Source organism: Amycolatopsis sp. lyj-90, assembly GCF_046549035.1.
Classification (GTDB): Bacteria; Actinomycetota; Actinomycetes; order Mycobacteriales; family Pseudonocardiaceae; genus Amycolatopsis.
In genome coordinates, this window is sequence record NZ_JAJPWP010000002.1 from 509,860 (window position 1) to 529,932 (window position 20,073).

The window sequence follows — 20,073 nt, forward strand, 5'->3', positions numbered from 1 at the left end:
CTTACGCGGCCGGGGGCATCAGGACCGAGTCGATGAGGTACACGGTCGCGTTCGCGGTGTGGACTCCACCGCAGATCACGTTGGCGTCGTTGACCTTCAGCGCGTCCTTGGTACCCGAGACCTTGACGACACCCTTCTCGACGGAGGTCTGGTCGCCGACGATCTTGTCGGGCGCGATCTGGCCGGGGACGACGTGGTAGGTCAGGATCTTCTTGAGGAGCGCGTCGTCGGTCTTGAGCTTTTCGATGGTGGCGGCGTCGATCTTCGCGAACGCGTCGTCGACCGGCGCGAAGACGGTGAACTCACTGCCGTTGAGCGTCGAGACCAGGTCCACCTTGGGGTTGAGCTTCCCGGAGACGGCGGACACGAGGGTCTTGAGCAGCGGGTTGTTGCTCGCGGCGACGGCGACCGGGTCGGCCGACATGCCCGCGACGGAACCCGGGCCGTTGGGCACCTTTTCCGCGTAACCGGAGCAACCCGGGCCGACCAGGTCCTTGGCCGGGTCGGCCATCGCGGTGGACGACGGGGCCGCGGCCGAGGAGGACGGGGCCGGGGTGCTGCCGGCGTTGTTGTTCGATCCGGCGTCGCTACCGCACGCCGCGCCCATAAGAGCGAAGGCGGCAAGACCGGCTGCCAAGGTGACGCGGCGAGTACTGCGCTTCATGACTGGTAACTCCTATTAGCTGAGGGAATCGGCCCACAGGGCTGGATGCGCCTCGACGCTTCCGAGGCGGCGAACACCCTGGATTCGAGACCTGCGCCGGGCCGGATAGGCGGACTTCGCCATCGAGATCTTTCCGTTACCTTGCGAACACGATCGTGGACGCTTCGTCACCACTCGCGGTCCATGGACGGCAATCCGCCAGGGCCCGAGGGACGAATGCTTCTTGTCACCCACTCCACTTGATCTGCCCGGGAGCAATCGTGCTCACACTTGCGTTGATCGGCCTCATCGGGGGATTGGTCACGGGCATTTCTCCGTGCATCCTCCCCGTCCTGCCGGTCATCTTCCTGTCCGGAGGCGTGCAGAACGCCACCGCCACCGCCACCGTCCACAAGGAACAGAACGGCGGCGGCGTCGCGACCGCTCCGGTCGAGACCAAGCCGCCGCGTTCACGTCCCTACCTGATCATCCTGGGGCTCGTGGTCAGCTTCACCCTGGTGACCTTGTTCGGCTCGCTGCTCCTCTCGATCCTCGGGCTGCCGCAGGACGTTCTCCGCTGGGCCGGACTGATCGTGCTGGCGCTCATCGGCATCGGTCTCATCGTCCCGAAATTCGAGCACCTGCTCGAAAAGCCGTTCAGCTGGATCCCGCAACGGCGTCCTGACGCCAACCGCGGCGGCTTCACCCTCGGCCTCGGCCTCGGCGCCGTCTACGTCCCCTGCGCCGGGCCGGTCCTCGCCGCGATCACGGTCGCCGGATCGACCGGGCAGATCGGCCTCGAGACCGTCGTGCTCACCTCGACCTTCGCCATCGGCGCCGCGCTCCCGCTGCTGATCTTCGCCCTCGCCGGACGCCGGGTCGCCGAACGCGTCAAAGCCTTCCGCAAACGCCAGCGCGGCATCCGGATCACCGCCGGCATCGTGATGATCGCGCTCGCGATCGGACTCGTGTTCAACCTGCCGCAGCTGCTCCAGCGGGCCATTCCCGACTACACCAGCGGCCTGCAGAACGACATCAACAACTCCGAGCAGGTCAAGAAGGCACTCAACCTCGGCGGGCTGGAGAACGACCAGAACAAGGACCTCGACCTCTGCACCGACGGCGCGAAGGAACTCGAGAGCTGCGGGAAAGCACCGGACATCAAGGGAATCCAGCAGTGGTTCAACACGCCCGGCGGTGCACCTGTCGACCTGGCACAGTCGCGGGGCAAGGTCGTCCTGCTCGATTTCTGGGCCTACTCCTGCATCAACTGCCAGCGCTCCATCCCGCACGTCACCGCCTGGGACAAGGCCTACCGCGACGCCGGACTCCAGGTGATCGGCGTCCACTCCCCCGAGTACGCCTTCGAAAAGGAACCCGGCAACGTCAAGTCCGCCGCGGACAAGTTCGGCATCGGCTACCCGGTCGCCCTCGACAACACCCTGTCGACCTGGACCAACTACCGCAACCGGTTCTGGCCCGCGCACTACCTGATCGACGCCGAAGGCACCGTGCGGCACATCAAATTCGGTGAAGGCGACTACCAGACCACCGAGAAACTCATCCGCGAACTCCTCACCAAGGCCAACCCGGACGTGCGACTCCCCGCCGCCACGGACACCGCCGACGACACCCCGGACACCGCCGCGATCACCCGTGAGACCTACCTCGGCTCCACGAAACGCGTCAACTTCGCCGGGACCGAGGACTACACCGCGGGCGTGAAGACCTTCGCCTACCCCGCCACCCAGCCGCCGGACACCTTCGTCCTCCAGGGTGACTGGACCCTCACCAGCCAAAACATCACCCCCACCGGCGCCGGCGGGGAGATCAAACTCAACTACCGCGCCAAAGAGGTCCGGATGGTCCTGGCGGGCAACGGCACCGTCACCTACACCGCCAAGGGACAGACCAAGACCGTCCAGGTGAACGGCACACCCGACTCCTACCAGCTTCTGTCCACACAGGACATCGAAGCGGGCGCCATCGACGTCACCGTCGGCCCGGGCGTGCAGGCCTTCTCCTTCACCTTCGGCTGAGCACACGAGAAAGAGAAACCCATGACCATGGAATCCGTCACCACGAACACCTTTCCCGCCGACGTACTCGACCAGGATAAACCCGTTCTCGTCGACTTCTGGGCGCCCTGGTGCGGCCCCTGCAAAGCCCTCGCGCCGGTGCTCGCCGAAATCTCGGAGGAACACGGCGACAAGCTCACCGTCGTCAAGGTCGACATCGACGACAACCCGGAGATCGCCGGCGACTACGGCATCCTGTCGATACCGACCATGATCCTGTTCGTCGACGGCAAACCCGCCACCACCATCAACGGCGCCGCCTCGAAGGCGAAGATCCTCGGCAAGCTCGAATCCTGGCTCTGACCGGACGCGCGACACCCCTGTCGCCCGGCGCCGGCGTCGGGCGACAGGGGTGTCGCAGGTCTGGTGTAATGGTTCCATGGTCTTCGGGAGCGGGGATGGCCGAGATGAGAACGTTGCTGCGTGACGCGTGGCCGTATCCGTTGTACCGCTGGCCTTTGCTGGTCGCGTTGATAGCGGTGACGTCGGTGGCCGGCTTGATCGGGCGGCTCTTGGCCAACGTCATGCTGGGAGTCGCCTTGCATCTCGCGCTGATCCTGGTCGTCCTGGGTGTGCTCGGCGCGAGGACACGGCGCCGCCGCAACCGCTCGATCCGGGAAACGAACACACTGGGCCGTATCCCCGTTTAGCGCGTGCCGCCTCAGAAGTCGGATTCGAGGACCACTTGGCCGCCCGGGCCGAGCACGCGGAATCCGCCCGCGTCGGCGCGCAGCACGGAACTGTTGAGATTGCACCGCATTTCGGCGGCACCGGTACCGATGAACTCACCGGCGGCGGTGTGAACTCCGGTGTCGTCCACGATCACCACCCGATAGCTCGTACCCGCCTCGAAGCCGGTCGCGGTCAGCTTGATCTCGACGCCCCAGGTGTGCGGGACCAACCCGGCGGAGGCGTGGATCGCCGGTGTCGACGTCGCCACCTGTACCGCTTCGAACGGTCCCGGCGCCGGAGCGTCGGGATGAACGGCCCATCCGATACCGGCGCCGCAGAGCAAGGCGATCGCCGCGGCCGCGGCCCAGCGTGGTGGCTGCCACCGGCGCCGCCGCTGTCCCGCGCTGACGCGGCGGACGACCGCGTCGCCGAGATCGGGCGGGACGGCCGGCTCTTCGTGCTCGCTGACCTGCGCCGCTTCGGCCAGGCTCAACGCGCGCACGACCGGGCTCAGTTCCCGCAGCTCCGAACGGCAGTCCGCACACCCGGACAGATGGGCGTCGATCCTGAGGCGTTCGTGCTCGTCGAGCTGGTCGAGCGCATAGGCGCCCAAGGTTTCCCGCAAAGTACGGTGATCGCCGGGTTTCACAGCTCGACCCCCATTTCCTCCATCGCGACGCGCAGCGCCCGCAAACCGTAGAAGAGCCTGGTGCGAAGTGTGCCGACCGGGATCCCCAATTCCGCGGCGACCTCCGCGTACGGCCTGCCCCTCAGGTGAGTCTCGACCAGGCACACCCGGTGTTCCGGGCTGATCCGCCGCAACGCCTCCTCCACCAGCCAGGCGTTGACCCGCCTTTCGTCGAAGCCCGGCTCCGCGGGTTCCTCGGCCAGCGCGAGCCGCGTCGCCGGCCGGACCGACCGGCGGCGCATCTCGTCGACGATCACGTTCCTCGCGATCGCGAACAGCCAGACCCGCAGGCTCGCGACCTCGGGATCGAACCTTTCCGCCGCCCGCCACGCCCTCAGGAACACCTCCTGCACCACGTCCTGGGCCGCACCGTCGTCGTTCAGCTGCCGCATCGCGAACCGGTACAGCTCCGGTCCGTGCGCGTTGTACACCGCACGAAGCGCGTGTTCCTCGGTCAGGCCGAGGCCGCCACTGGCCGATCCACCCATGCCGCGTCCCTCCTACCCCCTGTGTTCGGAGCAGACACGGGCCACGTTCAGCCGATCGCGGAATTTTCTCAAAAGGGATGAACGCCGACGGCAGCGGCGCCGTACGCACTGGCCGTAAACCCTCTCCCGACGAACAGGAGCGACCATGCGCACAATCCTCCGCGCACTGGTGATCGGCGGCGTGGCACTCACCCTCACGGCGGGCGGCACCGTGGCTTCCGCCTCACCTTCCGGGAACGACGGCTGCGGCGTCGTCATCTTGAGCGAGAACGGGACCTTGAGCAGACATCAGTGCGAACGCCCGCTGCTGCCCACCTCGGCCAAGAAGATCACGGGTCTGGCCAAGGGCGACCGTCTGATCGGACTGGACACCCGGCCCGCCACCGGCGCGCTTTACTCGCTGGCCGCCTCGGGCCAGCTGTACCGCCTCGAAGCCAAGACCGCCAAGGCCACGGCGGTCGGTTCGCCGATCGCCCTGACGGGCAAGGCGATCGGCTTCGACTTCAACCCCACGGTCGATCGGATCAGGGTCGTCACCGACACCGGGCTCAACCTCCGGCTGCACCCCGACACCGGCGCCATCGCCGGCACCGACACACCGCTGACCTACCCGGGCCGTACGCAGGCTCCTCGCGTGGCCGCGTCCGGATACACGAACAGCGTCGCCGGAGCGACGTCGACCGCGCTGTACGGCCTCGACTCCAGGCAGGACACCTTGGTCAAACAAGGCAGCCTTCCCGGCGAAACGCCCGTCGTCTCCCCCAACACCGGCCAGCTCACCGCGATCGGGAAGCTCGGGCTGAACATCGGGTCCGTGAACGGCTTCGACATCGCCGGGACGGCGAAGGCAGGCGCGTACGACCCGCGCGACTACAAGGCCGTCGCGGCCGTCCGAGTCCACGGTGTACCGCTCCTCGTCCGTATCGACCTGGCGTCCGGACGGGCACGCGTCGTCTCGCCGCTGCTGACGTACCCGGTCGGCCTCGCCCTGGTGAACTGAACCCCTCTAGCGCACGCCGCCTCGTTTCGTAGCCGTTCGGCCGAAATTCCGCCGATTCAGTGATGCGACCAAGCCGCGTGGGCGCCGAGCGCGAAATGGCCGTACCAGGGCGCCCACCGGGCGGCCGGGCGGTACGGGCCCTCACCCGTCGACACCGATCGGGTGAGGGCTATTTCGACGAGCCTTTTTCACCGATGATTTCGACTGTTTTTCCCCACCATCAACGAAACAAAAGAATCATTGACATGAGCCGCGGATCTCCTGCTAGCATTCGGCACGAAGTGTCAATCGAGCGGCCTCGCACAATGCCCCGATGGACCTGGGGGCTCATTATTCGATGAGGTCGTTTTCTGGGGAAGGAAACCGATGAAAATTCGTAACTCGCTGCTGACCTTGGCCATGCTCGTCGGCGGCGCGATGACGGTGATGCCCGGAGTGGCCGGGGCCACCGTCACCGAGGATTGCACGTACAACACCAGCGCCAGCGGCGTGAACTTCCACGTCAAGTGCTCTCGCCTGCCCTCGGGGGTCTCCCAGTACCGGGCGGTCGCGCAGTGCGGCAACGGCACCACCACCTACGGAATCTGGAAGACGGTGGCGGAAAGCGTCTACATCGGCTCCGTTGCCGACTGCACGAACCGGGGCAATGTGGCGAAGGGTGGCATTCAGCTCCGCTGAATGGCACGACCCTGGTAATGCCCGGTTTTCCAGGTGTCGCGAAAGCCACTTTTGGGACGTCTGATGTCCCGAAAGTGGCTTTCGCGACATCACCGTGGCGGTGAGGTATCAGCCCGGGGTGGTCGTGAGTGGCAATGAGGGTTAGAACCCGAAACGCCACTCACGACCTCGGCCTGACCAGGGCGAAGGTGAAGTGTCCGCGATGACACGGTCGAGCGTGGAGGATTTGGGACGTTCAACGTCCTGAATCCTCCACGCTCGGATCACACGACCACCTCGCCTGCACGAGGGTGACGACTCGGCGAGTGCCCGAGTGTGACGATGTAGGAATCGGGACGTTGAATGTCCCGATTCCTACATCGTCGAGGAGGGTGTTCCGCTCTCGGAGCTTGATACCCCGCGACCGGCAGCCAAGCGGGGAAGCAAATACGGGTCCACCAGAACCCGAAACGCCACTCACGACCACTTCCGCCTGAACCTCTCGCTAGGTCCCGCCGAGCATTCCACCCAGCAACGTGGTGATCGTGCGACGGTCTTGGGCACCGAGCTTCGCCCGGATGCGTGCCATGTGGTGCTCGACGGTCTTTCCGGAAATGTGCAGGAGATCGCCGATTTCCCGGTAGGTGTGACCTTCGACGACGAGGCGCCCGATGTCGCCTTCACGCGGGGTCAAGGTGGGAAGCTCGCCGGGAACAGTCGTCGCGGATTCGGCGACGCCGCTCGCCGAGGACGGGAATCGCTTGGCGGCCCGCAGCAGGGTCGTCATGGCGGTCCGGTCGGTGGCGCGGATCGCGGCCTGCCCGGTCAGCCGGGCGGCGTCCCAGCTCAGCCCGGCGCGGTGGAGCAGACCCGCTCCGGCCAGTACCGCGTCGACATCGATGACGCCGTCCAGGACCGCGATCCACTGGGCACCCGCGGCGGCGAACGCGGGAACCAGTCGCCCGCTCGTGGGGTGCCCGGTGAGATTCTCGATCGCGTCGTGGGTGGCCTGCCGGTCGCCGGAGACGACGGCGGCGTGGAATACGGACCAGTTCAACCAGGCCGACCACAACGCGGGTCCGCCGAGCCGGGCGAGCAGCTCGAAGGCTCGTTCGCGATGGGCCTCGACGCGGAACCCCTCGTCCACCCGTGCCGCCGCGATGAGCAGTTCTCCCAAGGGCAGCAAGGAGAACAGGTCCACCGGCTGCCTCATCATCGCCTCGTACGCACCGGCCCAGCTCCTCCGGGCCACGTCAGGAGTGTCGGCGCGGCGGGTCAGTCCGAGTTCGAGAGTGCGCAGAAAGAGCTCGTCCCGCGGCGACAGCCGTCCGGCCTGCTCCTCCACGGCCGAACGGTGTGTCTCGGCGGTGGCGAGGTCACCGCGGAGCATCGCGGTCCAGCCCAGCAGAAGCTCGTGCCGCACGCTGGCGGCCGCGCGGGTCAGGACGCCGTGAGCGAGATCGAATTCGGCCGCGTGCAGAGCCACCGTCGCGGTGAGCGCGGCGGGGGAATCCGGCAGAAGATGTCCCATACCGGTGGCCTCGGCGGTGTCCGCGGAAGCGAGCAAGGTCGTGAGTGCGGTCTCGGACCGTCCGGTGAGGGACTCGCGGATCCCGTCGAGCAGCCGCCCGGCGACATGCCCGTACGCCGGAACAGGCGTGCCTGCGACGGTCTGCTCGTCGGCGGCGACCTCGCCCAGCGCGATACCCGCCAGGTCCGCGAGCAGCAGAGCCCCCGGTTCACCGGACCAGCGCAGGAGTTCCGCGCCACGGGCGAGGTCACCGCGCCGGGCCATCACCGTCCCGGCGACCAGCGCACCCCGGTGCCGCGCCGCGGGGTCGGCCGAGCCGAGCAGTTCGTCGCCGAGCCGCAAGGCGAGGTCGAGCCGTCCGGACAGGACCGCGGCCCGTGCCCAGGCGGGCGCCAGCCGTGTCCGTGAGCTGCCACCTCGCACCGCCGCGGCGTAGAGATCGGTCGCGACGGCGGGGTCGTCCGAAACCACCTCGGCGGCCGCCGCTTCGAGACCCGCCCGCACGACCGCTCCCCCGGCCCCGAGGCGCTGCAGCTCACGAGCGATCGGCAGGACCGGCTGGCCCCCGGCGAGCAGGGCTTCGAGCATCCGCACCAGGACGGTCAGCGTCCGGTCGACGCCGACATGGTCGCGCACCGCCCGGGCCACCACCGGCGGGACGGTGTCGTCGGCGGCGAGCAGTCCCGCGCCCCGGACCCGCTCGACGACCGCCGAGACGTCGTCGCGGGATCCGCCCAAGGCGATCGCGAGCAGTTCGATGTCCCGGCCTCCCTCGACACCGGCGACGATCAGGTAGGTCGTTCCCGATTCGCCGAGTTGATCCAGCTCACCGCGGAGTTCGTCGATCAGCTCGTCGACGACGGGCGTGGCGACGCAGCGCGCCACCAGTCTCGGTACCCCCGAGGTCGCCCGCCGGACGGCCGCCGCGCGCTCGGCGGTGAGCGACCGGCCCGCGAACCGGGCCACGTCCCGCACGGTCCAGGCGGGCAGGCGGATGTGCCGGGTGGCCGGGGTGATCAGCTCCGCGGCCACGAACCCCGCCGCGCCCGGGGTATGCGTGACCACGAGCCGGGACGCGCCGGCCGCCATGCCTACCAGCGCGTCCCGCTCACCGGAGGTGAGGGTGTCGACGTCGTCGATCAGGATCACCGCGGCGGCGGCCGAAGTCCCCCTCACGTCCTCGCGGGAGACGACGGTGGCACCGCCGTCACGATAGTGACGCGCGATCGCGGCCAGCGCCGTCGACTTCCCGTGCCCGGGTGGCCCCGACAGGACGACCCGGACCGCGGCCTCCGGGTCGGTGTCGATCGCGGCCAGCACCTCTCTCAGCTGCGACGGCAACAGCTCTTCCATGACGCCGAGCACCTCCCTGGAAACGGTGCCCCGGAAGCGGTCACCCAGGAAGGATTCGAGACCGGCGGTCCCGATAGATGGGCGTCGTGACCCCCAGTTGACAAGTGAGACCCCGGTCACAGACCAACGGAATCCCCTAACGGGTGATCGAACCCCCTCGGTGGTTCGCAAGATCACCGTTAGGCGTCGGACCCGATGTCCCTCCCCCGGGCCGCGCCCTAGCTTCGGTCTCGTCCAAGGAACCACGGTCCCCACAGAGAGCCCGGTCGATGAACCCCACGCAGTCCCTGTACGACTTCACGCTCAACCTGCTCAACGACCCGTCGGCTCGCGACTCCTTCGGGAGCGACCCGCAGCGGACGCTGAACGACGCCGGCCTCGGCGACATCTCCGGCGCGGACCTGCACGAGATCCTGCCGCTCGTCCTGGACTACGCCCCCACGAACACCGTCGGCGGCGGGAACGGCCTCGACCTCGACTCGATCACCACCGGCCAGGCCGGCGCCATCGAGCAGCTCAAGGCCCTCACCCAGAACCTCTCCCTCGGTGACGCCACCTCCGAGAACAACGTGCTCGGTGCCGTCGGCGGGATGACCGCGATCACGCAGAACGCGGCCGCCCCCTTCACCGCGGCCGGCGACCTCGCGGGCAGCATCGACGACATCGGCGGCGGAGAGATCGCCCCGGTGAGCGCGGTCACCGGCGCCGTCGGCGACGTGGCGGGCAACGTCAGCGGCGGCGACGTCACCGGTGCGCTCGAAGGCGGGAACCTCACCTCCGGTCTGCAGGACGTCTCCGGCCTCGACTCGGCGATCGACGGCAGCCAGGGTGTCGGTTCCACGGTCGGCGACCTCACCGGCACGCTCGGCGTGAACAACGGCTTGGAGAACACCCTCGGCGACGTGACCGCCCACGGCGTCGGCGACATCGCCGGCCAGGTGTCCGGCGTGACGTCACACCTCAGCGACGTCGCCAACGACTCGGCCGTCGGGAACGTCACCAACCACGTCGGCGATGTCACCAACCACGTCGGGGACATCGGTTCGCACGCGGGCTCGGTCAACGACGTCCACGACGTCGTCAGCGACGTCGGCAACGGTGCCCTCGGGGGCGGCATCGCCGCCGACCTGAGCCACCTCACCGTCGGCTCCGGCAACGACCTGCACATCACCGACTGATTCCCGGCGAGCACGACTCCCAGGGCGGGGCGGCGGTCGAACCGGCGCCCCGCCCTGCTGTCGGTGCGGACCGAAAGAGTGACACCGCCCGCCCGTTCCCTCCGCCGCACCGAAAGCCCGTCGACCGGTGTCGACGAGGGAGCGGGATGCGCGGGGACTCAGGTTCTGCAGACGACGAGCCTTTCGACTCGCGGTTCCCGGAAGACTTCGACTTCGAACTCGACCGGCTGATCAAACGCGTCGCCTGGACGGCGGAGATCAAGCTCGGTCTGTCGAAGCGCCCCGAACTACGCCGCGTGCGCTCGACGGTGGCCAACTGCCTGGGCTTCGGCCGCGGCGAGGAAGAACCCCTGGGCGCGGTCCTGCTCGTACTCGACGAACTGGTCACCAACGCCTATCGGTACACCACCACGCCCGGCGAACTCCGGATCACCAGGCAGTCCCGCGGTGTTCTGATCGAAGTCACCGACGACGACCCCGACGTCGAGGAACTGAAGTCGAGAGCCGAAAACCGATCGGTTCCCGGCTATCACGGGCTTCTTCTCGTCACGCACCTGTCGCTCGAGTGGGGTGCCCAGCCGGAGGGAACCGGCAAAGTGGTGTGGGCTCTCGTTCCCGCGCGACCATGACACCTTTGACCCTCTGCTCAAGAGAACCCGAATCGCCACTCACACCCCCTCCGAGCGACCTAGCTTTCGCAACACCCGCACACCCTCGAATACTATTGAGGAGTAAGTCAAAGGTGGCGTGTTCGCGGGCCGGGCCGGCGACGGGATGAAGGCGTCCTTCGCCGCGTCCGATGCCGAGCGGCCGTGTCGCGAAAGCCACTTTCGGGACGCCTGATGTCCCGAAAGTGGCTTTCGCGACGTCCCGGGAGGCTAGCGTGGCCTTCACGGTGACGTTGTGGCTGAACCCACGGTGAGCGAAGGCGTGACTCGCGTGATCGGAGCCGGATCACGCGTGAACGCCGCCCGAACACACGTGAACGCCCACCCCGCCCGAACACGCCACTTTTGACCTTCCCCTCAATAAGAGCAGCGAACTTCCGAGTGTCTCTTGTGGACACTCCTGGTCAGTTCCGTGACGGGCCGTTGGGCTTGCGGGCGGTGAAGATCAGATACTCGGGTCCGCCGTGGTTGATGACGTCGTCGAAGAGCCCGATGAAGTCGTCCAGCTCCTGTTTGCCGTACTGGTCCGTCAGATTTTCGAGGTCGGCTTCGGTTCGCTCCCACCACATCTTGACGGACTTCTCGACGTGGCTGCTGGCATCGAGGAGTTCGACGGGCTCCAGGCCGGCGCGGCGGAGCATCGGCGGGAATTCGTCCAACCGGTGAAACGAGCTGAGTGAATCGAGATCGCGGTACCGGTCGAGCACCCGTTGGCGTTCGGGAGTGACGACGGCGTTGAGGCAGAAGTCGGCGGCGACGAGGACACCGCCGGGGCGGAGAACGCGGGCGATCTCACGCAACGCCGGGTCGCGGTCCATGTGGATCAGCGACTCGATGGCGATGGCCGCGTCGAACGAATCGTCGGGGAACGGCATCTCCAGCGCGTCGGCCTGCTCGAACCTGGCCTGTCCGGCCAGGTTCTCGGCGCCCGCCCTGGCGGTGGCCTGCTCGACCTGCGTGGCGACGTTCGAGATGCCGACCACGTGCGCGCCCGTCGTACGGGCCAGCCGGATAGCCGGTCCGCCGATACCGCAGCCGACGTCGAGCACCCGGTCCCGCGGGCCCGCCCCGACCCGGTCGATGATCTGCCCGGTCAGGTTTTCCAGCGCCTGCTCGTAGGTCGTGCCGTCGTCGGGACGGGGCCAGTAGCCGTGGTGGAAGTTCGGCCCGTACAGGCTGACGTACATCGCTTCGGCCTGCTCGTAATAAGCCTGCGCTTTCTGCGAGGTGGTTTCGGTGATCATGGTGAAGCTCCTCCGCATCCTGCTGGGGAATCGGTTAGAGACGATGCCTCCACCATGCCCGACCCTGTCAAGTCCGTCGACTTCGGAGCGTGTCCGCTCACCCTTCGTCACCTGAGTTTTCCTTGCTGTAGAGCCGAATTCGCCGCACGATCATGATTTCGGGCACCGGTCTCTTCACCCAGGGCACTCCACTCTACTGGCGGTATCAACAAGAAATTGCCTGTCGTATCCACGTCAGCGAGTGACGTATTTGCCCACTACGGTGTCGGTTGGGGGACGAATTCCCCTGCATGCCGAGCCCACCGATGGAACACCGAGGCGACGAGAGGATGGATTCACCATGACAAGTCTGATGACGACATTGGCCGGTACGCGAGAAGCGCCGACGGCCACAAGGTCATTGCGGGAGAAGATAACCCGGCTCCCGCAGATGAGCCCGGATGTCGATCTCGGCGACGACATCTCACTGGCACACGAAACACTGCTCGCACCCGAAGTGTCCGAAATGGACAAACGTGCCGCGCTGTACAAGTGGCTCGGCCAGAAGCAACCGTGCCTGTTCGGACGCCTGGCGATGCAGGGATCCGACGGCCCCAAGGGACTCGGCGCCAACATGTGCTGGATCAGCGAGGACGACCTCGACGCGGGACGTGATCACGTCGCGGCGAAGATCCAGCGAGAGCGCCGCGAATGGAAGGACCGCGCCGAACGCGGCGAGAGCAGCGGATTCCTGATCATGGTCAACAGCAGGGACCTGGCCTACGCCCGGCCCGGAAAGGAACTCGTCGACGTCTGCGTGGAGCTGTCCAATCTCTACCTGGTCGAACACGCGCCCATCGAGCAGGACGTGATCTACACCGAAGCGGTCCCGTTCCGCCGTTCCGACGGGGTGCTGACCGTGTTCAAGGCCGGCTGCAACATCTTCTACTCCGGCGCTCACCGCACGGTCAACCACGATCGGCGCATCCCCGGCGGACTGATGTTCTCGATGAACTCGCCGGGTCACTACGCCAACTCCCTGGCCAAACGGGGGCTGCAGGAATCGTTCGAGGACGCGACCGAGTTCGTCCGCGAGACGGCGTTCCGGTCGATCGGCAACGGCGGCATCGGATGCCCGCACGTGCCCAGCGCGAGCTGGCACAACGAGAGCGCCGACGACCACCGCGATGTGGCCGAACGCAAGCGACCGCACTACATCCCGGACAACTTCGACCCGACCCGCTACTCCGCCGTCTACCACACCGACGTCCTCGTGCCCACCGACGTCACCAGCGACTCGCGAACGGTGCACGAATCCTTCGACGAGGTCGACGCGGAGGTCTGGCCGTATCTGATCCTCGACTACATCTCCACCGAGGAGTTCCCGCCCGATCACGTCAACTATGCACTGTTCCACGGACATCCCATCGAGGAGTGCGCCCGGTACCACAACCCGTGGCCCCCGCGCGTGGCACACAACGAAGAGCTCTTCGAGTACTGAGCTGACGACGCCGAATACGCCGAACCACCAGGAAAGGATGGCCATGACACCGACGTCCAAAGCACCTGAGGAGGCAATAGAGGGTGGTCCCGGATGGGGCCGCAGCGTTCTGATGTGTTCGCCCGAGCACTTCGACGTCACCTATTCCATCAACGTCTGGATGGACCCGGACGTGCGAGTGGATTCCGATCGGGCGTGGCGGCAGTGGGACGACCTCGTGTCCACTTTGGAGTCCGCCGGCACCGAAGTCCGGACCGTGCCCGCCGAGCCGGGGTTGCCGGACATGGTCTTCACGGCCAACGCCGGCATCGTCGACGGCACGACGGTCACGCCCGCCCGGATGAGCAACCCCGAACGCGCCCCCGAGATCGGGCACGTCTGCGGGCGGTTCGAGGAACTCGGCTGGACGGTCGAGCAGCCGCCCGCCGCGCCGCAGGAAGGCGCGGGCGACGCGGTGGCGTTCGGCGGCGGACTCGTGGCGGGCTACGGCCCCCGGTCCGCCGAATCGGCCTATGACGGCCTGCGGGCACGTCACGGCTGGGCGGTGACCGCGCTCGAACTCACCGATCCCCGCTTCTATCACGTCGATTTGGGGTTCTGCCCGCTCGACGACCGGACGGCGATGGTGCTGCCGGAGGCCTTCACCACCGCCGGTCGCGCCGAGCTGGCCGAGCTCGTCGAGGACCCGGTGGTTCTGACACCGGAAGAAGGCGCGGCGTTCTGCGCGAACGCCGTGGTGGCCGGGCGCACCGTGGTGATGCCGCACTGCACACCGCGGCTGGGCCGCGAACTCGAGCGCCGCGGCTTCGAGCCGGCGGTATGCGATGTCTCCGAGTTCGGCAAGGCGGGCGGCGGCTGCCGGTGCCTGACCCTGGCCCTCGACGTGGAACTGGACCGAGCGGCGGCTCCCTTCACCGCGGAGGTGGTCGGATGACGGTGGCCGCGTTCAGCCCCCGCATCGCGCGGTGGCTCCACGACCACGATCCGTCCACCCCCTGCCTGGTGCTAGACCTCGACGTGGTGGCCCGGCGCTACCACGAACAACAGGCCGCGCTGCCGTACGCGACCCCGTACTACGCGGTGAAGGCGAACCCGCAACCGGCGGTGATCGCCCTGCTCGTGAAGCTGGGCGCCTGCTTCGACGTCGCGAGCCCGGCCGAGATCGACCTGTGTCTCGCCAACGGAGCCGATGCCGGATCGCTGTCCTACGGCAACACCATCAAGAAGAGCGCGGACATCGCCTATGCCCACCAACAGGGTGTGTCGATGTTCGTGTTCGACAACGTGCGCGAGCTCGACAAGATCGCCGAAGCGGCCCCTGGGGCGGCGGTTTACTGCCGGTTGCTCAGCGAGAGCGCCGGGGCGCGGTGGCGTCTTGGCGACAACTTCGGCTGTTCACTCGAGTACGCCGTGGAGTTGATGACGCGGGCGGCGCAGCTGGGTCTGCGTCCCTACGGTTTGTCCTTCCATGTCGGGTCCCAGCAGCTCGAGCCGACGCGGTGGGAGCCCAACATCGCCGCCGCGGCCGAGGCGTTCGAAAAGCTGCGCGCCAACGACGTGGAACTCGAGATGCTCAACCTCGGCGGCGGCTTTCCGGCCCGCTACGCCGAACCGGTCCCCCCGATCATCCATTTCGGACGCATCATCGAGCAGGCGATCGACCGGTGGTTCCCCGGTACGCGGCGCCCGCGCATCGTGACCGAGCCCGGCCGTTCGATCAGTGCCGAGGCCGGCGTGCTGCGCACCCAGGTGGTCTCGGTGCGAGAACCGTTCGAGGGAGCCGAACGCTGGGTCTATCTGGACGCGGGCCGCTTCGGCGGGCTCGCCGAGACCGAGGGCGAGGCGATCCAGTACCAGGTCGAGACCGAACGCGGCGGGCCGACGCAACCGGTGATCATGGCCGGACCGACCTGCGACAGCATCGACGTGATCTACCGCGACGCCGCCTACGCGTTGCCCAAAGAACTCCAGATCGGTGACAGGGTCGACTTTCTCAGCGCCGGCGCCTACACCGCGAGCTATTCCTCTATCGGCTTCAACGGTTTCCCGCCGTTGCCGACACATTGCATCGGAGGCGGATCATGACCGAACACAAACGCCTGTCCGTCCAGGGACGGGTGCTGGTCCTCGGCTGCGGGTCGGTGTCCCAGTGCCTGCAGCCGCTGCTGCTGGCCCACCTGGACATGCCCTACGACCGGCTGACCGTGCTGGACATGAACGACCGGCGCCAGGAGATCCCGGAGACGCTCGAAGCCGGATGCCGGTTCGTCCAGCGTCGGCTGACTCCCGAAAACCTCGCCGAGACCCTCGCCGAGCAGGTCGGTCCCGGCGACCTGCTGGTGAACCTGACCTGGAACATCGGGACCGAGGACATCATCGGCTGGTGCCGCGACAACGGCGTGCTCTACGTCGACACTTCGGTCGAGCAGTGGGATCCCTACGCGGACATGAACGCCCGGCACCCGACCGAAAAGACCCTCTACGCCCGCCACCACTCGTTGCGGCGCCTGAGCCGCGACTGGGGTGGCCGCGGGCCGACCGCGATCATCGAGCACGGTGCCAATCCGGGCCTGGTGAGCCACTGGGCCAAGGTCGGGCTCGAGGACGTCGCCACGGCCATGCTCAAGGAAGGCGTCGAGGACCCGGACCGCAGGGCCCGGATCGAGCGGGCGCTGGGCGAGGCCGACCACGCGCGGATGGCGATGGAGACCGGGACCCGGGCCATCCACATCTCCGAACGCGACACCCAGATCGGATCGCTGCCCAAGGAGCCCGAGGAGTTCGTCAACACCTGGTCGGTCGAGGGCTTCTACGAGGAAGGCGTCGCTCCCGCCGAACTCGGGTGGGGCACCCACGAACGTGAGCTGCCGCCGGGGGCGGTGGTCCCGGAATACGGCACCGGCAACCAGATCTGCCTCGCCCGGCCGGGGATGGCCACCTGGGTGCGCTCGTGGGTGCCCTTGTCGGGGCCGATCCAGGGGATGTTGATCCGGCACGGCGAGGCCGTGACGATCAGCGACCATCTCACCGTCACCGATGACGACGGAACGGTCGTCTACCGCCCGACGGTGCACTACGCCTACCTGCCCACCGACGCGGCGCTGGCCTCGGTGCACGAGTGCAAGATGCGGGGTTTCCGGCTCCAGGAGCGCCAGCGGATCATGACCGACGAGATCCTCACCGGCGCCGACGAACTCGGCGTGCTGCTGCTCGGCCACGACCTCGGGGCCTGGTGGACCGGCTCGCAACTGACCATCGAGGAGACCCGGAAGCTGGTGACCGGGCAGAACGCCACGACGCTGCAGGTCGCGGCCTCGGTACTGGCGGCGGTGTTCTCCGCCGTGCGCCATCCGGACCGGGGCCTGTGCAGGCCCGACGACCTCGACCACCACGAGATCCTTTCGATCGCCGCGCCCTATCTCGGCCCCACCCCGTCGGTGCGCAGCGACTGGACGCCCCAGGAGACCGGACCGGGCCCGTTCGACGACTATCTCGGACTGACCCCGCCCGACGACCCCTGGCAGTTCTCCAACATTCTCGTGCCGTGACTGCCCGTCCGCCCCGCCGCGCGACCATCGGCGGCGGGGCGGCGCTCCACTCAAATTGCATGACTGCGTCAGTCATATATATTGGAGCCATGGACGACCGGACCGCGAACCTCTTCGCCGCGCTCGTCGTGGCGCTGTCCGACGAGCTCGAGGCGGGCAACACGCACGTCGCGGGCCAATCGGCGGTCGGCACGGCCGCCCTCGCGACGCTGCTGTCGGCGCCGGGAGCCCGGGTCGACGCCCTCGGCCGGGTCATCGGGCTCACCGGCTCCGGCACGGTGCGCCTGGTCGACCGGCTCGTCGCGGCGGATCTGGTCGAACGCCGCCGTGACACCACCGACCAGCGTGCCGTCTCGCTCTGGTTGACCGAGCAGGGGCGCGCCGCGGCCACGGAGGTCGTGACGCGGCGCCGCGAGGTGGTGGCCCGGGTCCTCGCTCCGCTGAGCGACGCCCAGCGCGCCGTCGTGGCCGAGGCCGTGGAGCCGGTGCTCGCTCATCTGGTCAAAGACCGGTCCCGCGCGGATCGCGTGTGCCGGTTCTGCGACTACTCCGTATGTCCCCCGGCCGACTGCCCCGTCGAAAGATCGGTGCCCGCCCTCAGTCGCTGATCGAGAGAGGAGCACAGGATGAGCGCTCGACGCGTCGACGACGTGACGATCCACCCGGCCGGACGAGACCGGTGGGACGACCTCGTGGAGGCGTTCGGCGACAACGGGGGCTGCGAGGGTTGCTGGTGCATGTACTGGCGGGTGTCCTCGGGACCCGAGTACGACCGGATGCGGGGCGCGTCCGCGCGGGCCGAGTTCTCCCGTCTGGTGCGCGACGGCGAGGTGCCCGGGCTGCTGGCCTACCGCGACCAGGCTCCGGTGGGATGGTGCGCGGTGGCGCCGCGCCCCGCGTACGTGCGGCTGCGCGGCTCGCGAACCCTGCGCCCGGACGAGCCTGACGACCCCGGTGTGTGGGCGGTGCCGTGCTTTTACGTCAAGACCGGGCATCGCCGCCACGGCGTGGCCGACCACCTGCTCGCCGCCGCGGTCCGCCACGCCGGGCGGCACGGCGCGCACACCCTCGAGGCCTACCCCACCGATTCCGGGCATCGCCGCTACTCGGCCGGGGAGTTGCACATGGGCACCGTGGACCTGTTCGAGCGGCACGGGTTCACCGAGACCGGACGCCCCTCGCCGGGACGGGTCATCGTGCGGCGCGGCCTGGCCTGATCCCCGGGTCCGCGAACCACTACCTCAGGAGGCAGACGGAATGCGAGTGATCGGTGCCCCGTTCAGTTCCGCGGGACGACTGGACCACGAAGCTCTGGCGCCGAAGGCGCTGCGCGACGCCGGGCTCGTCGAACGACTGCGCGCCGCCCTCGGGGCCGACGAGCCGGTCACCGACGGAGGCAACGTCGCCATCGGTACCTCGGCGGCCGTCGCCCACCGCGACGAGCCCTCGGGAGTGCGATCCCTTCCCGGACTCGAGGCCGTGACCACCGCCACGCGCTCCGCGGTGGCCGAGACCCTGCTCGCCGGTGACCGGCCCTTGGTGCTCGGCGGGGACTGCGCGATCCTGCCCGGCTGCCTGCGCGGGGCCCAGGACGCGCTCGACGACGACCGGATAGGGCTGCTGTTCATCGACGGCCACGAAGACGCCTGGCCACCGCACGAGTCCGACACCGGCGAGGCCGCCGACTCCGAGCTCGGGTTCCTGCTCGGACAGCATCGCGAACAGTTGCCGGAGTCGCTCGAGTCGCAGTTGCCCGTACTCGACGAAAGCGCCGTGGTCGCCTTGGGGCCCCGCGACGGCGCAGAGATCGCCGCCGGTGACGCCCCGTCGCTGGCCGAACGGATCCGGCTGGTCACGGCGCAAGAGCTCACCCTCGACGAGGACAGCGCCACCGAACACGCCCGGAAGGCGCTGGCCCGCATCCGGGCCCACACCACGCGCTGGTGGCTGCACATCGACCTCGACGTGCTGTCGAGCGATGCCCTCGACGCGGTGAGCTACCCCCAGCCGGGCGGGCTGAGCTGGGACCAGCTCGGCGAACTCGCCACCGCCGCGCTCGGTGAGCCGGGGTGCGTCGGCATCACCGTCTGCGTCTACGACCCTGATCGTGATCCGGACGGAACGGGCGCGCGGCGCATCGTCGACTGGTTCGGATCCCTGGCTCGTCCTACTGGCCGATGCTCAAAGCCACCGGATGGGCGAACATGACGTCATGTTTACCGACACGGACCGCACCCTGAACCTGCTAGGCGCAGTCGTGACCGGAGTGCACGACCAGCTCGTGTCCGCCGTCGAATCGGTGGCCGGCCGTAGTGGCGCACTCGCGGCCACGCTGGCCATGACCGCTCAGTACGAAGGTCTCACCATGGGCACCCTGCAGCGGTTTCTCGGCGTCAGCCGCCCGGCCACGATCCGCCTGGTCAATCTGCTCGAGAGCGACGGGCTCGCCGAGCGGCGCCACCTCGACGACGACGACCGCCGGACCACCTCGGTGGTACTGACCGACGCCGGCCATCGCGAGGCGCGGCACATCCTCGCCGCCCGCCGCGCGGTCCTGGAGCAACTCCTGCCCGAGTCGAGCAAGCAGGAACGCGTCGTGCTCGACAGGCTCCTCGAACGCATGCTGGCCACGATGATCACTCATCCGTCCCGAGGCTACGAGGTGTGCCGTCTCTGCGACATCAGCACCTGCCCGCCGTCGCGCTGCCCGGTGGAAAGCGCGGTCCTCGAGATGGAACCCGACGCCCCCGAGGGGCTGCTGAATCCGCCGAAAGACCCGTCGACCTGACCGGAGGGAGTCCGTCGTGCCGGAAAACCCCAGGGAAACAGCGACAGCGCATTCGAG

The 20,073-nt window shown here is 68.2% G+C and carries 20 protein-coding genes; 15 read left to right on the top strand and 5 right to left on the bottom strand.

The window, feature by feature from the left end; all coding sequences use genetic code 11:
• Position 1: 1 nt before the first annotated feature.
• On the bottom strand, positions 2-664 hold the full coding sequence (locus ACLJPX_RS08070) for a fasciclin domain-containing protein (protein WP_410599476.1): 663 nt from the start codon (positions 662-664) through the stop codon (positions 2-4).
• A gap of 260 nt (positions 665-924) precedes the next feature.
• Between ACLJPX_RS08070 and ACLJPX_RS08075 the strand changes: the two genes are divergently transcribed.
• The 3 genes from ACLJPX_RS08075 to ACLJPX_RS08085 all read left to right on the top strand — a co-directional run bounded on the left by ACLJPX_RS08075 (position 925) and on the right by ACLJPX_RS08085 (position 3,371).
• A complete protein-coding gene (locus tag ACLJPX_RS08075; RefSeq protein ID WP_410599477.1) occupies positions 925-2,682 on the top strand; it encodes a cytochrome c biogenesis protein DipZ in 1,758 nt (585 codons plus the stop codon).
• A 21-nt stretch (positions 2,683-2,703) separates the two neighbouring features.
• Positions 2,704-3,024 (top strand): thioredoxin, encoded by a 321-nt coding sequence (gene trxA / locus ACLJPX_RS08080; RefSeq protein WP_410599478.1) that lies wholly within the window; start codon positions 2,704-2,706, stop codon positions 3,022-3,024.
• A gap of 95 nt (positions 3,025-3,119) precedes the next feature.
• Positions 3,120-3,371, top strand: a complete 252-nt coding sequence (locus ACLJPX_RS08085) for a hypothetical protein (protein ID WP_410599479.1) — start codon at positions 3,120-3,122, stop codon at positions 3,369-3,371.
• 11 nt (positions 3,372-3,382) lie between these two features.
• Here ACLJPX_RS08085 and ACLJPX_RS08090 read toward each other — a convergent pair whose 3' ends face one another.
• Positions 3,383-4,042 (bottom strand): anti-sigma factor family protein, encoded by a 660-nt coding sequence (locus ACLJPX_RS08090; protein WP_410599480.1) that lies wholly within the window; start codon positions 4,040-4,042, stop codon positions 3,383-3,385.
• Positions 4,039-4,569, bottom strand: a complete 531-nt coding sequence (locus tag ACLJPX_RS08095; RefSeq protein ID WP_101609105.1) for a sigma-70 family RNA polymerase sigma factor — start codon at positions 4,567-4,569, stop codon at positions 4,039-4,041. The genes ACLJPX_RS08090 and ACLJPX_RS08095 overlap by 4 nt, the downstream gene beginning before the upstream one ends.
• Before the next feature lie 145 nt (positions 4,570-4,714).
• On the opposite strand from ACLJPX_RS08095, the gene ACLJPX_RS08100 reads away from it, so the two are divergent.
• Complete coding sequence (locus ACLJPX_RS08100; protein WP_410599481.1) at positions 4,715-5,569, top strand: DUF4394 domain-containing protein; 855 nt, start codon at positions 4,715-4,717, stop codon at positions 5,567-5,569.
• A gap of 366 nt (positions 5,570-5,935) precedes the next feature.
• Positions 5,936-6,247 carry a hypothetical protein gene (locus tag ACLJPX_RS08105; RefSeq protein WP_410599482.1) on the top strand — a complete coding sequence of 104 codons (312 nt, stop codon included), beginning with the start codon at positions 5,936-5,938 and terminating at the stop codon, positions 6,245-6,247.
• A gap of 484 nt (positions 6,248-6,731) precedes the next feature.
• Here the strand turns inward: ACLJPX_RS08105 and ACLJPX_RS08110 are convergent, their stop codons facing one another.
• Positions 6,732-9,110 carry a LuxR C-terminal-related transcriptional regulator gene (locus ACLJPX_RS08110; protein ID WP_410599483.1) on the bottom strand — a complete coding sequence of 793 codons (2,379 nt, stop codon included), beginning with the start codon at positions 9,108-9,110 and terminating at the stop codon, positions 6,732-6,734.
• A gap of 269 nt (positions 9,111-9,379) precedes the next feature.
• Between ACLJPX_RS08110 and ACLJPX_RS08115 the strand changes: the two genes are divergently transcribed.
• Positions 9,380-10,288, top strand: coding sequence for an IniB N-terminal domain-containing protein (locus ACLJPX_RS08115; RefSeq protein ID WP_410599484.1), 909 nt, complete (start codon positions 9,380-9,382; stop codon positions 10,286-10,288).
• 146 nt (positions 10,289-10,434) lie between these two features.
• On the top strand, positions 10,435-10,917 hold the full coding sequence (locus ACLJPX_RS08120; protein ID WP_410599485.1) for an ATP-binding protein: 483 nt from the start codon (positions 10,435-10,437) through the stop codon (positions 10,915-10,917).
• A gap of 443 nt (positions 10,918-11,360) precedes the next feature.
• Here the strand turns inward: ACLJPX_RS08120 and ACLJPX_RS08125 are convergent, their stop codons facing one another.
• Positions 11,361-12,200 (bottom strand): methyltransferase domain-containing protein, encoded by an 840-nt coding sequence (locus tag ACLJPX_RS08125; RefSeq protein WP_158255836.1) that lies wholly within the window; start codon positions 12,198-12,200, stop codon positions 11,361-11,363.
• Positions 12,201-12,630: 430 nt separating this feature from the next.
• Between ACLJPX_RS08125 and ACLJPX_RS08130 the strand changes: the two genes are divergently transcribed.
• From ACLJPX_RS08130 to ACLJPX_RS08165, 8 genes are all read left to right on the top strand, one after another.
• A complete protein-coding gene (locus ACLJPX_RS08130) occupies positions 12,631-13,680 on the top strand; it encodes a hypothetical protein (protein ID WP_410599486.1) in 1,050 nt (349 codons plus the stop codon).
• Between the two features lie 43 nt (positions 13,681-13,723).
• Positions 13,724-14,614 (top strand): dimethylarginine dimethylaminohydrolase family protein, encoded by an 891-nt coding sequence (locus ACLJPX_RS08135; RefSeq protein WP_410599487.1) that lies wholly within the window; start codon positions 13,724-13,726, stop codon positions 14,612-14,614.
• Complete coding sequence (locus tag ACLJPX_RS08140; protein ID WP_410599488.1) at positions 14,611-15,765, top strand: type III PLP-dependent enzyme; 1,155 nt, start codon at positions 14,611-14,613, stop codon at positions 15,763-15,765. The genes ACLJPX_RS08135 and ACLJPX_RS08140 overlap by 4 nt, the downstream gene beginning before the upstream one ends.
• Positions 15,762-17,228: a saccharopine dehydrogenase NADP-binding domain-containing protein gene (locus ACLJPX_RS08145; protein ID WP_410599489.1), complete on the top strand. Its 1,467-nt coding sequence runs from the start codon at positions 15,762-15,764 to the stop codon at positions 17,226-17,228. Before ACLJPX_RS08140 ends, ACLJPX_RS08145 begins: the two co-directional genes overlap by 4 nt.
• A gap of 89 nt (positions 17,229-17,317) precedes the next feature.
• On the top strand, positions 17,318-17,836 hold the full coding sequence (locus ACLJPX_RS08150; RefSeq protein WP_158255834.1) for a MarR family winged helix-turn-helix transcriptional regulator: 519 nt from the start codon (positions 17,318-17,320) through the stop codon (positions 17,834-17,836).
• Positions 17,837-17,854: 18 nt separating this feature from the next.
• Complete coding sequence (locus ACLJPX_RS08155; RefSeq protein WP_410599490.1) at positions 17,855-18,445, top strand: GNAT family N-acetyltransferase; 591 nt, start codon at positions 17,855-17,857, stop codon at positions 18,443-18,445.
• Positions 18,446-18,485: 40 nt separating this feature from the next.
• Entirely contained in the window at positions 18,486-19,436 is a 951-nt protein-coding gene (locus ACLJPX_RS08160; RefSeq protein ID WP_410599491.1) for an arginase family protein, read from the top strand.
• A gap of 4 nt (positions 19,437-19,440) precedes the next feature.
• A complete protein-coding gene (locus ACLJPX_RS08165) occupies positions 19,441-20,016 on the top strand; it encodes a MarR family winged helix-turn-helix transcriptional regulator (RefSeq protein ID WP_158255833.1) in 576 nt (191 codons plus the stop codon).
• The last annotated feature ends 57 nt before the right edge of the window (positions 20,017-20,073 follow it).